The 12,459-nt window shown below is 74.3% G+C and carries 11 protein-coding genes; 4 read left to right on the top strand and 7 right to left on the bottom strand.

Translation table 11 applies throughout. The annotated features are described in order from the left end of the window. Nucleotides 1-12: 12 nt before the first annotated feature. The 3 genes from PKE99_RS13770 to PKE99_RS13760 form a co-directional block, all read right to left on the bottom strand. Entirely contained in the window at nt 13-822 is an 810-nt protein-coding gene (locus tag PKE99_RS13770) for a citryl-CoA lyase (protein WP_037048438.1), read from the bottom strand. Next, a complete protein-coding gene (locus PKE99_RS13765; protein WP_037048440.1) occupies nt 815-1,978 on the bottom strand; it encodes a CaiB/BaiF CoA transferase family protein in 1,164 nt (387 codons plus the stop codon). Before PKE99_RS13765 ends, PKE99_RS13770 begins: the two co-directional genes overlap by 8 nt. Nucleotides 1,979-2,051: 73 nt before the next feature. Next, complete coding sequence (locus tag PKE99_RS13760; protein ID WP_037048441.1) at nt 2,052-2,870, bottom strand: IclR family transcriptional regulator domain-containing protein; 819 nt, start codon at nt 2,868-2,870, stop codon at nt 2,052-2,054. Between the two features lie 194 nt (nt 2,871-3,064). Here PKE99_RS13760 and PKE99_RS13755 point away from each other — a divergent pair, with 194 nt between their 5' ends. Beyond that, nucleotides 3,065-4,498 carry an amidohydrolase family protein gene (locus PKE99_RS13755; RefSeq protein WP_037048444.1) on the top strand — a complete coding sequence of 478 codons (1,434 nt, stop codon included), beginning with the start codon at nt 3,065-3,067 and terminating at the stop codon, nt 4,496-4,498. Between the two features lies 1 nt (nt 4,499). Here PKE99_RS13755 and PKE99_RS13750 read toward each other — a convergent pair whose 3' ends face one another. Beyond that, complete coding sequence (locus PKE99_RS13750) at nt 4,500-5,417, bottom strand: SDR family oxidoreductase (RefSeq protein ID WP_037048445.1); 918 nt, start codon at nt 5,415-5,417, stop codon at nt 4,500-4,502. Between the two features lie 97 nt (nt 5,418-5,514). Here PKE99_RS13750 and PKE99_RS13745 point away from each other — a divergent pair, with 97 nt between their 5' ends. Both PKE99_RS13745 and PKE99_RS13740 read left to right on the top strand, forming a co-directional pair. Further along, nucleotides 5,515-6,183, top strand: a complete 669-nt coding sequence (locus tag PKE99_RS13745) for a TetR/AcrR family transcriptional regulator (protein WP_037048447.1) — start codon at nt 5,515-5,517, stop codon at nt 6,181-6,183. Between the two features lie 34 nt (nt 6,184-6,217). Beyond that, nucleotides 6,218-7,384, top strand: coding sequence for a glycosyltransferase (locus PKE99_RS13740; RefSeq protein WP_037048450.1), 1,167 nt, complete (start codon nt 6,218-6,220; stop codon nt 7,382-7,384). 15 nt (nt 7,385-7,399) lie between these two features. Here PKE99_RS13740 and PKE99_RS13735 read toward each other — a convergent pair whose 3' ends face one another. From PKE99_RS13735 to PKE99_RS13725, 3 genes are all read right to left on the bottom strand, one after another. Beyond that, nucleotides 7,400-8,974: an MFS transporter gene (locus PKE99_RS13735; RefSeq protein WP_037048453.1), complete on the bottom strand. Its 1,575-nt coding sequence runs from the start codon at nt 8,972-8,974 to the stop codon at nt 7,400-7,402. A gap of 85 nt (nt 8,975-9,059) precedes the next feature. Further along, nucleotides 9,060-9,260 (bottom strand): hypothetical protein, encoded by a 201-nt coding sequence (locus tag PKE99_RS13730; protein WP_037048455.1) that lies wholly within the window; start codon nt 9,258-9,260, stop codon nt 9,060-9,062. A 92-nt stretch (nt 9,261-9,352) separates the two neighbouring features. Continuing rightward, on the bottom strand, nt 9,353-11,398 hold the full coding sequence (locus PKE99_RS13725; protein WP_037048456.1) for an NAD(+) synthase: 2,046 nt from the start codon (nt 11,396-11,398) through the stop codon (nt 9,353-9,355). 188 nt (nt 11,399-11,586) lie between these two features. Between PKE99_RS13725 and PKE99_RS13720 the strand changes: the two genes are divergently transcribed. Further along, entirely contained in the window at nt 11,587-12,444 is an 858-nt protein-coding gene (locus PKE99_RS13720) for an alpha/beta hydrolase (RefSeq protein ID WP_231498297.1), read from the top strand. Nucleotides 12,445-12,459: the final 15 nt, after the last annotated feature.

Genomic DNA, 12,459 nt, shown 5'->3' with positions numbered 1-12,459 from the left:
GGTCCCGCACCGTCAGGACGGTCGGTAGGGGTCCGGGTCGACCGGCCTGTTGTGGAGGTCGACGGACAGGAAGATGTCGTTGCCCACGGGGTGCCGCAGCTCCTCCGCGAGCTGGCCGATGAGCCCGGCGGTGCGGGCGAGCAGGGCGAACCCGCGCAGCAGCTCCATCGGCAGGCCCAGGTCGGCCAGCGCGGCGCCGCAGACGCCGGCGCCGTTGAGCGGCAGGGTCCGGCCCAGGACCTGCGGGTGGACGCGGCCGATCGCGGCGAACAGCTCCAGGTGCGGCCCGACCAGGTCCTCCTCGCGGGCGATCGCGTAGAGCCGGCGGGTGCGGGGATCGCCGTCCTTGTGCACATGGTGGCCGAGACCCGGCACGAACCTCTTCGCCTCGCGCTGCTCCCGCACGACCCGCAGGGCGATCTCGTCCCAGCCGGCGTCGTCCATCGGGAGCTGGTCCGGCAGCCGCTCGTGCAGGAACCGCCCGCAGTCCTCGGTCACGCCGAGGAACCGCGACCCGCCACCGAGCAGGCCTGCGGCGAGCGCGCCCTGGACCGAGTCCGGGGCGGACAGGTAGGTCAGCCGGGTGACGATCGCGGTCGGGGTGAAGCCGTGGTCGGCCAGCGCGGCCAGCACGGCCTCGAACACCCGGGTCTCGCCCTTGCTCGGGCGGCGCTGGCTGGCCAGCCAGAAGGCGAGCTCGCCGAACCCGACCTGGCCCATGACGTCGTCGGCCAGGTCCTGGCCGAGCAGGGTGATCGTGTCCAGGGACGCCGCGCCCAGTGCGGTCGGGTACTCGCGGACCGGTTCGTGCTGGTCAGGCATCCTCGCTCAGCCACTTCCTCAGTTCGGCGCCGTGCTCGTCGAGCTCCGGCGGGGGGAACCGGTAGACCGCGGGCGTGGCGGAGAACCGGATCGGGTGCCGGGTCGTGGGCACCGCACGATCACCCTCCCCGACGGGGACGACGGGGTCGAGCCCGAACCGCTCGGCCATGGCGAAGCCGCCGTCGATGGTCTGGATCGGCCCGGACGGCACGCCCGCCGCGGTGAGCAGGTCGAACCACTCCACCGCGGTCTTCTGCCGTAGCCGCTCCACCAGGACCGGCCGCAGCTCCTCGCGGTTCGCGGTGCGGTCGGCGTTGCGGGCGAAGCGCGGGTCGTCGGCGACCTCCGGGATCCCGAGCACGCCGCAGAGCTTGCGGAACTGCGGGTCGTTGGCGGCGGCGACGATCAGGTCGTCGTCCGCGGTGGGGAGCGGCTCGTAGGGGAAGACGCTGGGGTGGGCGTTGCCCATCCGGTAGGGCACGGTACCGCTCGCGACCCAGGCGGAGCTGTGGTTGACCAGGCCGGTCAGCGCGGAGGACAGCAGGTTGACCTCGACGTGCTGGCCCTCGCCGCTGCGGTCGCGGTGCCGCAGCGCGGCGAGGATGCCGATCGCGGCGTGGTTGCCGGCCATGACGTCGAAGACGGAGATCCCGGCCCGGTACGGCGGCCCGTCCGCGTCGCCCGTGAGCGACATCAGCCCGGACATGGCCTGCACCATCAGGTCGTAGCCCGGCACGTCCCGGCCCGGGCCGGAGCCGAACCCGCTGATCGACGCGTAGACGACGCCGGGGTTGGACCCCCGGACCGCGTCGTAGTCCAGCCCGAAGCGGGCCATCCCGCCCGGCTTGAGGTTCTCGATGACGACGTCGGCGCGCCGGGCGAGCTCGCGGGCGGCGGCCAGGTCGGACTCGTCGCGCAGGTCCAGGGCGATCGAGCGCTTCCCGCGGTTGATGCCCAGGAAGTAGGTCGAGACGCCCTCGCGGACCGGCGGCATCCAGGTCCGGGTGTCGTCGCCGGCCGGGCCCTCGACCTTCACCACCTCGGCGCCCAGGTCCGCCAGCAGCATCGTGGCGTACGGGCCGGCCAGGATCCGGGAGAAGTCGGCCACCAGCAGGCCGGCGAGCGGGCCTCCTGTCGTGGGATCGGGCGCACTCATCCGATACCCTCCTGTCCGCTGAACGGACATCCGTCCGTCGCGCCTCGGATTCTTCGACCTGAGGCGGGCGGCGTCAAGCGGGGCGCGACGAGCCGGGCACCGTCACGTGCGGGACGGTCTCCAGCCGGGCGAAGTCCGCGCTGATCTCCCCGGCTGCGTGAAGCAGCAGCGGCAGGTGGTGCTCGCGCAGGTGCTCCACGGACGTCTCCGCCGCGTGACAGTTGACGTTGACCCCGGCGATCACCCGGCCCGACCCGTCCCGCAGGGGCGCGGCCACCGAGCGGATGCCGGGCGCGAGCTGCTCGTCCGTGAGCGCCCAGCCGCGGGCCCGCACCTCGCGCAGCACCGCGTCCCGCTCCGCGCGGTCCGGCTGCCACCGCGGGACCAGGCCGGAGCGGGTGGGTTCGGCGAGCACGCGCTCCAGCTCGTCGGGCGGGAGGGCGGCGAGCTGGACCTTGCCCAGCGAGGTCTGCAGCGCGGGGAACCGCGTGCCGATCTGCACCGCCAGCGACACGATCTTGGGCACCGAGACGCGCGCGACGTAGACGATGTCCGAGCCGTCGAGCTGGGCGATCGAGCACGACTCGTTCGTCCGCTCGACCAGCCGCTCGAGGTGCGGGCGGGCGACCTCCCACAGGCCGGTCGACCGGACGTAGGCCACGCCCAGGTCCAGCACCCGCGGGGTCAGTGCGAAGCCGCGCTCCTCGGCGCGGACGTAGCCGAGCTCGGCGAGGGTGAGCAGGATGCGCCGGGCCGTCGGCCGGGCGAGGTCCGCGGCGGCGGCGACCTCGGCCAGGGACATCACGGGCCGGCCGGGCCGGAACGCCGTGATGACGTCCAGCCCGCGGGCCAGGGCCTCGATGAAGTCCGGACCCGTTCCCTCGCGTGGCATGCGTACCCCCGTCCCGCCGCGTGCGGCGCCCACCGTAGCCCGGCCGCGTCCGCGGGCCGGTCAGGGCGGTACCGGGGCGGGCCCGCCCCGGGCCCGGAGTGATTGACACCGCCGACGGGCTCGACCACAGTAGCCCGCACGCGGGGCTGACCGACAGGCGGACGATGGTCCGAAGATCGCGAGGGAGCGAGCCGATGAGCGAGTCGACCGAGGGGCGCCCGATCGTCCTCCGCGGCGGGACCGTGCTGACGATGGACCCGGCCAAGCGGGTCCTCGCCGGTCAGGACCTGCTCGTCACCGACGGCCGGATCGCCGCCCTCGGCCCGGACCTCGAGGTGCCCGAGGGCACCGTCGAGATCGACGCGACCGGCGGCGTCGTCATGCCGGGGATGATCGACACGCACCGCCACATGTGGCAGACGGCCATGCGCGGCTACGGCGCCGACTGGACCCTGACCCAGTACTTCGTCTGGTACTACCTGGAGTGGGGCAAGGCCTTCCGGCCCGAGGACGTCCACGCGGGCAACCTGCTCTCCGCGCTCGAGGCGCTCGACGCCGGCGTCACCACCACTGTCGACTGGTCGCACGGCCTGCAGACCGTCGACCACGCCGACGCCGCCGTCGACGCGCTGCAGGCCGTGCCCGGCCGGTTCGTGCTGGCTTACGGCAACATCCAGCAGGCGCCGGCCGAGTGGAGCGCGGCACCCGAGTTCCGCGACTTCGTCTCCCGCCGCCGGGACGACCTGCTCGGCTTCCAGATGGCCTTCGACGTGACCGGCGACCCGGCGTTCCCGGAGAAGCAGGCCTTCGAGGTGGCCCGCGAGCTGGGCGCGCCGGTCACCACGCACGCCGGGGTCTGGGGCGCCACGAACGACGACGGCATCCGGCTCATGCACGAGCACGGCTTCATGACGCCCGAGTCGGTCTACGTGCACGCCGCGACCCTGTCCGCGGACTCCTACCACCGGATCGCGGCCACCGGCGGCTCGGTGTCGGTGTCCACGGAGAGCGAGCAGAGTGCCGGCCAGGGCTACCCGCCCACCTGGGCGCTGCGGCTGCACGGGATCCCGGTGTCACTGTCCATGGACACCTCGGTGTGGTGGAGCGGCGACCTGTTCTCCGCCATGCGCACCACCCTCGGCGCGGACCGCTCGCGCGAGCACCTGGAGGCGCACGCCAAGGGGAACACCGTCACCCACGCCGCGCTGCGCGCCGAGCAGGTCGTGGAATGGGCGACGCTGGGCGGGGCCCGGGCGCTGGGTCGCGACGCCGAGCTGGGCAGCCTCGAGGTGGGCAAGTCCGCCGACGTGGTGCTGATCCGCAACGAGCACTCGCCGGTGATGTTCCCGCTGCTCAACCCCTACGGGCACGTCGCCTTCCAGGCCCAGCGCGGCGACGTCGACACAGTGCTCGTGGGCGGGCGGATCGTGAAGCGGGCGGGCCGGCTGGTCGACGTCGACCTGGCGGCGGCGCGGGCGACGGTCGAGCGGACCGTCGAGCACCTGCGGTCGACGCTCGGCGAGGAGGCGTGGGCGCAGGGCATGAACCCCGACGTCCCGGAGACCAAGATCCTCGACAACCCGTACACCTACACCGACTACCAGAGCGCCGCCACGCACGGCGGGTGAGTCACGCCGCCACGGGGAGCGCGACGCCGGTGAGCCGCTCGGACTCGGCCCACAGCCGGGCCGCCAGGTCGCCGTCCCGTGCCCGGCGCGGCACCCGGGCCTCGGTGGTGGTCCCGACCAGGCCGAACCGCCCGTCCGGTCCGTAGTAGCCGCCGTCGGTCGCGGCGGGGTCGGCCGCGGCGAACAGCAGGGGCTCGGCGCCCTGCCGCGGCTCCTGCGACGGCAGGACCCCCACTCCCCGGCCCATCAGGCTCGGCCTGGTCCGGCCCATCGTCGGCCCGGCGGTCTGCAGGTTGGTGCGGGTGAACCCGGGGTGGGCGGCGGTGCTGCGCAGGGTCCAGCCCCGCTCGCGGGCCAGCGTGGAGAGCTGCCGCGCCATCAGCAGGTTCGCGAGCTTCGACTGCGCGTAGGCGAGCGTCGGGCTGTACCGCCGCTCCCACTGCAGGTCCTCGAACCGGATGCGGCCGAGGTGCGCCGCCCCGCTGCTCATGGTCGCGACCCGCGGTTCCGGCGCGGCCAGGACCAGCGGGAGCAGTCGCACGGTGAGGGCGAACGGGCCGAGGTGGTTGCTGCCGAACTGCAGCTCGAACCCGTCGGCCGTGGTGAAGCGGGTGGGCGGGGCCATCACGCCGGCGTTGTTGACCAGGGTGTCGACGGGCGTGCCCTGGTCGAGCAGGCCGGCCGCGAACTCCTCGACGGACGCGAGGTCGGCCAGGTCGACCCGGCGGACCTCCAGCTGTGCCGCGGGGTGCTCGCGCAGGATCTCGGCCTTCGCGGCCTCGCCCTTGTCCGGTGTCCGGACGGCGAGGACCACCCGGGCGCCCGCCCCGGCGAGCCGCCGCGCGGCCTCCTTGCCGGTGCCGCTGTTGGCCCCGGTGACGACGACGAGCTTCCCGGACTGGTCGGGGACGGTGTACATCGGCTTCTCCTAACAGACCGTCGGTCTTTTCACGACCTCGACAGTAACGGACCGTCGGTCCGATAACAAGTGACCAGCGGTCTGTAAACTCGGCACCGTGGGTTTCCAGCGGGCACGCAGCGCGGAGCAGCGCGAGGAGCGGCGGCGCGCGATCCTCGGCACGGCCGAGGCGATGCTGCGCGAGGCGCCGGTCGCCGACCTGACCCTCACCGCCCTCGCCCGGGGGTCCTGCCTGGCCAAGTCCGCGGTGCTGCGCTACTTCGACTCCCGCGAGGCCGTGCTCCTGGAGCTGCTCGTGGCCGAGTGGCAGGCCCTGCTCACCGAGCTCGCCGAGCGCCTCCCGGCCGCGGTGACCGCCGACGACCCGGGCGCCCGCCGGGAGGAGCTCGCCGGGGCGCTGGCCGAGGCGCTGGCCGCCCGGCCGGTGTTGTGCGACCTCGCCGCGGCGCAGGCCGCCGTGCTGGAGCGCAACGTCTCGCCCGGAGTCGTGGCCCGGTTCAAGCGCGCCGCGATCGCCGCCACCGAGGAGCTCGCCGACCTGGTCCGCGCCCGGCTGCCCGAGCTGACGGCGGAGTCGGCCTTCGCTTTCGCCGGGGCACTGGCCCTCACCACCGGGGCGCTGTGGGCGCACTCCCAGCCCTCGGCCGCGATGCTCGCGGCCTACGACTCCGATCCGGAGCTGGCTACGTTGCGCCTGGACTTCACCGGCACCCTCCGCGAGCTCCTCGCCGTGCTGCTGGCCGGTCTGGCCGCGCGCGCCGGCTGACCGGTACGCCGCGCAACGGTCCTAGGTTGGACGGGTGCGCGTCCTGATCTCGAGCATCGCCGCCCACGGCCACACCTACCCGCTGCTGCCCTTCGCGATCGCGGCACGCGAGGCCGGGCACGAGGTGACCTACGCGATCGCACCCAGCTTCCACCCGCTCGTCGAGCGGTTGGGGTTCCGGCCGGTCGCGGCCGGCGGCGAGATCCGCGAGGCGTTCGGGCAGGTGTGGGCGCAGTCCGGGAAGGACCCCCGGGACCGGTTCTCCACCCCGCCGAACGAGGTGATGGCGATGGCCGGCCGGGTCTTCGGCGAGGTCCTGCCGCGGCGCACGGCCGCCGACCTCGCGCCCGTACTGGCGGAGCTGCGCCCGGACGTCGTGGTGCACGAGGCGGGCGACCTCGGGGCCGGGCTCGCGGCGAAGGTGGCCGGGATCCGGGGCCTGTGCCACGGGTTCGGACGGGTGGCGGGCGGCAAGATGCTCGCCCGTGCCGGCGACCACGTGGGCGGGCTGGCCGCCGAGCTGGGGCTGGACCCCGCCGTCGTCGCAGGCCCGGGACTCGGCGACCCGTTCCTCGACGTCTGCCCGCGGTCGCTGCAGGACCCGGCCTTCCTGGCCGCCTTCACCCCGGACCGCGCGCCCCGCGTGCCGCTCCGTTCGGTGCCCTTCGCCGAGCCCGCCCCGCTGCCGGCCTGGGTGGGGGAGCCCGGACCGCCGCTGGTCTACCTCACGCTGGGCACGGCGTTCGCCGAGGGCAGCGTCCTGCGCACCGCGATCGACGGCCTCGGCCGGCTGCCCGCCCGGGTGCTGGTGGCCGCCGGGCCCATGATCGACGCCGCGCTGGTCGACGACCTGCCGGACACCGTGCGCGTCGAGCAGTGGGTGCCGCAGGCGGACGTGCTCCCGCACGCGGCGCTGGTGGTGCACCACGGCGGCTCGGGAACCACCCTCGGCGCGCTGGCCTCCGGGGTGCCGCAGCTCCTCCTGCCGCAGTGCGCCGACCAGTTCGACAACGCCGGGGCGGTGCTGGCCGTCGGGGCCGGCCGGCGGCTGCTGCCCGGCGAGGCGACGCCCGACGCCGTCGCCGAGGTCGCCTCGTCGCTGCTCAACGACCCGGAGCCGCGGGCGGCCGCCGGGGTGGTGGCCCGGGAGATCGCCGGGATGCCGTCGCCCGCCGAGGTCGTCGCCGCGCTGCTGGTCTGATCGTGGCCGGCCTGGTCAGGCCGGGCAGGGCTCGGGCCGCGCCGCGGTCCCGACGGGCTCGGCGTGGTCCGCCGGCCGGGCGTGCCGGAGGGCCACGGCGGCGACGCCGGCGATCACCACCGCGACGCAGCCCGCCGCGAAGGAGGTGACCTGCATGCCCGTCACGAACACCTCGCGGGCCAGCCCGAGCAGCTCGCCGCCGACGGGCGCGGGCAGCTCGGCCGCCACCCGCGCGGCCCCGCCCAACGTGTCCTCGGCGGCGGCCGCCGCCTCGGCCGGGACGCCGGCCGGCAGCGCACCGGCGATCCCGCCGCGGTAGAGCGCCACGCCGATGCTGCCCAGCACCGCGATCCCGAGCGCGCCACCCAGCTCGGCGGCGGTCTCCGAGATCCCCGAGGCCGCGCCCGCCTTCTCCTCCGGGGCCGAGCCGACCACCATCTCCGTGGTCAGGCCGAACACCGGGCCCATCCCCAGCGAGATCACGACCGAGGCCACGACCAGCGCGGTCAGGCCCTGCTGCGTGGTGACCGTGGTGAGCAGGAACATCCCGGCGGCCGCGCAGCCCAGTCCGCCCGCGACGACGCGCGCCGGCCGGACCCCGCCCAGGAGCCGCGGCGCCAGCTGGGAGGCGACCACGAACGCCGCCGCCGACGGCAGCGACCACAGCCCCGCCTCCAGCGCCGTCTGGCCCAGCACGAGCTGCAGGTACTGCGCGACGAAGAGGAAGTAACCGATCATCACGAAGATCGCGAGGAAGTTGACCACGAGCGCCGCGGTGAACCGGCGGTTCCGGAACAGCGCCACGTCGATCATCGGCTCGGCGAGCCGGCGCTGCCGCCGCACCCACAGCACGCCCACGACCAGGCCGGCGGTGATCGCCACGAACGCGCCCGTGCCCGGCCCGTGCTCGGCGATCCGCTTCACGCCGAACACCACGGCCAGCAGCGCGACGACGGACATGGCGGCGCTGAGCACGTCGAGCCGGCCGGCGTCGGGGTCGCGGAACTCGGGCAGCACGCGGGGACCGATGATCAGCAGCGCGCCCATCACGGGCAGGGCCAGCAGGAACACCGAGCCCCACCAGAAGAAGCCGAGCAGCACGCCGCCGAGCACGGGCCCGATCCCGCTGCCTGCGGAGAAGGCGCCGATCCAGATCGCGACGGCCAGCGAGCGCTCCCGCGGGTCCCGGAACATGTGGAAGATCAGCGACAGGGTGGAGGGCGCGATCGTCGCGCCGGACAGGCCCAGCAGCGCCCGGCTCGCGATCAGCATCTCCGGCGTGGTGGAGAAGGCCGCGAGGACCGACGTCAGACCGAAGGCGGCGGCGCCGACGAGGAGCAGCCGGCGTCGGCCGATGCGGTCGCCGAGCGTGCCCATCGTGACCAGCGCGCCGGCGACCATGAAGCCGTACACGTCGACGATCCACAGGAGCTGGCTGCTCGACGGCTGGAGGTCCGCGCTGACCTGGGGGAGCGCGAGCTGCAGCACCGTCAGGTCCATGACGTAGAGCAGGCACGCCAGCGCGAGCACGGCCAGGCCGGTCCACTCCCGGCGGCCCGCCCTCGCGGGCGAGGTGGTCGGCGTGCTCATCGGGCTCTCCTTCCGCGGGTGTACGGAAGGGGGACCGCGGCGGGGCGCGGAACTCATCGCGCCCGGGCCCGCCGGCCGGCGAGGGTCAGAACAGGTGGAGGACGCCGTAGGCGTAGGCGGTGCCCGCCAGCAGCAGGCTCAGCACGGCGAGGACGACCAGCGAGGCCCGGCCCGCGGGCCCGCGCTCGTCGGCGGCCGGCGCGGCGGTGAACAGCGGCGGTGCCCAGGGCTCGCGGGCGTTGCAGCCCCAGCCGGAGGCTCCCCACGCTGTGTGACGGTCGGGCACGACGAACTCCCTCGAACGGATGGCTCCCGTCCTTGTAGTCGTCACCGCCCGCTCGGCGTTACGCCGTCCGGCGCAGCAGGCGCCACACCCGGCTAGCTTTCGGGCACCTCGCGGCGGATCTCGTCGAGCCAGATCCGCGCCGACATGTCCGACGGCGCCCGCCAATCCCCGCGCGGGGAGAGCGACCCGCCGGCGGAGACCTTCGGGCCGTTCGGCAGCGCACTGCGCTTGAACTGGCTGAACGAGAAGAACCGCTGCGCGAACACCTCGCTCCAGCGCCGGATGTCCGCCATCGAGTAGCTCGGCCGCTCGTCCTCGGGAAAGCCGGGCGGCCACGGGCCCTGCGCCGGGTCGTGCCAGGCGTGCCACTGCAGGAAGGCGATCTTCGACGGCCGCAGCCCGTAGCGGAGGGTGTAGAAGAGCGTGAAGTCCTGCAGCGAGTAGGGGCCCACCTTGGCCTCGCTGCTCTGGACCTCCTCGTCCTCACCGGTCGGCACCAGCTCCGGGGTGATCTCGGTGTCGAGGACGTCCGTGAGGACCTCGCCCACCTCGTCGTCGAACTGCTTTGACGAGACGACCCACCGGATCAGGTGCTGGATGAGGGTCTTCGGCACCCCGCCGTTGACGTTGTAGTGCGACATCTGGTCGCCGACGCCGTAGGTGGACCACCCCAGCGCCAGCTCGGAGAGGTCGCCGGTGCCGAGCACGATCCCGCCCCGCTGGTTGGCCGCGCGGAACAGGTAGTCGGTGCGCAGCCCGGCCTGGACGTTCTCGAACGTCACGTCGTAGACGGGTTCGCCGGCGGAGAACGGGTGGCCGAGGTTGCGCAGCATCAGCCGCGCGGTCTCGGTGATGTCGATCTCCTCGAAGGTGACGCCGAGGGCCTCGGCCAGGCGGTAGGCGTTGCCCTTCGTCCGGTCGCCGGTGGCGAAGCCGGGCAGGGTGAACCCGAGGATGTCGCTGCGCGGCCGCCCGGCCCGGTCCATCGCCCGCGCCGCAACGATCAGCGCGTGCGTGGAGTCCAGGCCCCCGGACACCCCGATGACGACCTTCGGGTTCCCGATCGCCCGCATCCGCTGCTCCAGGCCGGAGACCTGGATGTTGTAGGCCTCGTAGCAGTCCTGCTCGAGGCGCGACTCGTCCGCGGGCACGAACGGGAAGCGCTCGATCTCGCGGCGCAGGCCGAGGTCGCCGCGCGGCGGGTCGAGCCGGAACTCGACGCGGCGGAAGGCGTCCGTGCGGTCGGCGTGGTGGCGGCGGTTGTCGTCGAACGTCCCCATCCGCACCCGCTCGGCGGAGAGGGTCGCGATGTCGACGTCGGCCACGGACTGGCGCGCCCCCTGGGGGAAGCGCTCGGTCTCGGCGAGCAGCAGGCCGTTCTCGTAGATCATCGTCTGGCCGTCCCACGCGAGGTCGGTCGACGACTCGCCCTCGCCGGCGGCGGCGTAGACGTAGGCGGCCAGGCAGCGCGAGGAGGCGCTGCGGGCCATGAGCTTCCGGTCCTCCGCCCGGCCCACGGTGATCGGGCTGCCGGACAGGTTGGCCAGCACCGTCGCGCCGGCCAGCGCGGCCTCGGCCGAGGGCGGGACCGGCACCCACATGTCCTCGCAGATCTCCACGTGCAGCACGAAGCCGGGCACGTCGGAGGCGGCGAACAGCAGGTCGGGCCCGATCGGCACGTCCTCGCCGCCGATCCGGATCGTGCCGGTGACGTCGTCGCCCGCGCCGATCTGCCGGCGCTCGTAGAACTCCCGGTAGGTCGGCAGGTAGGACTTCGGCGCGACACCGAGGACGCGCCCCCGGTGGATCACGACCGCGCAGTTGCGCACGCGCTGCCGGTGGCGCAGGGGCGCGCCCACCACGAGCACCGGCAGCAGCCCGGCCGAGCCGGCCACGATCTCGTCGAGCGCCGCGGCCACCGCGTCGAGGAGCGTGTCCTGCAGGAGGATGTCCTCGATCGAGTAGCCGGTCAGCGTCAGCTCGGGGAAGACCGCGAGCCCGACCCCGTCCTCGTCGAGCGCGCGCGCCGTCTCCAGCACCGCGGCGGCGTTCGCCGACGGGTCGGCGATCGTCGTGTGGATCGTGCAGGCGGCCGTGCGCAGGAAGCCGTGCCGGTAGGCCGAGAAGAAGTCCTCCACACCGGCAGTCTGCCCCAGCTGATCCGCACGTAATCCCGCCGGTCGGTGCCGGTTCGTCCCCGCCGGTGGTCGTCCGGCGGCGGAGCCGGACCGTCGGCGGGGAAGATCCCGGCTCCGGCATCCGGGCGATCGACCGGCCCGCGGAACGGCCTTACGCTGCGCTTTCCGGCCATCCACGGAGGACACACGTGTCGATCCCCGCGCCCGACCCGATCCCCGTCGTCTTCGTCCACGGCCTCTGGCTGCACGCGTCGAGCTGGACGCCGTGGGTGGAGCTGTTCACGGAGCGCGGGTACGCGCCCGTCGCCCCCGGCTGGCCCGGCGAGGCGCCGACGGCCGAGGAGTGCCGCGCCGACCCCGATGCCGTGGCGAACCGCGGCATCGCGGTGGTCACGGACCACTTCGCCTCGCTGATCTCCGACCTGCCCACCCAGCCGATCGTGATCGGCCACTCCTTCGGCGGGCTGATCGCCGAGAAGCTCCTGGGCCAGGGGTGCGCGCGGGCCTGCATCGCGTTCTCGCCCGCCCAGTTCAAGGGCAACCTGGCGCTGCCGCCCGCCCAGCTCAGGACGGCGTTCCCGGTGCTGAGCAAGCCGAAGCTGCGCACCAGGAGCTGGATCCACTCGAAGGACTCCTGGCACGCGGGCTTCGCCAACGCGATCAGCCGCGAGGAGTCCGACGCGCTCTACGACGCCTACGCCGTCCCCTCGCCGATGAAGCCGCTGTTCCAGGCCGCGACCGCCAACTTCGCGCTGCACAGCGAGGCGTCGGTCGACGTGCACCGCGACCGCGGGCCCGTGCTCGTCGTCGGGGCCGGGAAGGACCGGACGGTGCCGGAGGCGACCAGCCGCGCCGCCTACCGCATCCTCTCCCGCAGCCCCGGGGTCACGGAGTGGGCCGCGTTCCCGGATGCCGGCCACTCGTACGCCGTCGACTCGACCTGGCGGGACGCCGCGGACCTGGCCCTGGAGTTCCTCGCCCGGCACGGGATGGGGTCGACCAGCCCCGCCGGTGCCGCCGCGCCCGCGGACCCGGCCCCGGCCTGATCGCTGGCTAGGCTG

Origin of the sequence: Pseudonocardia halophobica, assembly GCF_027922425.1 — a bacterium.
GTDB lineage: Bacteria > Actinomycetota > Actinomycetes > Mycobacteriales > Pseudonocardiaceae > Pseudonocardia > Pseudonocardia halophobica.
Note: the sequence above shows the minus strand (reverse complement) of the source record. Positions and strands in the feature narration are given on the sequence as shown.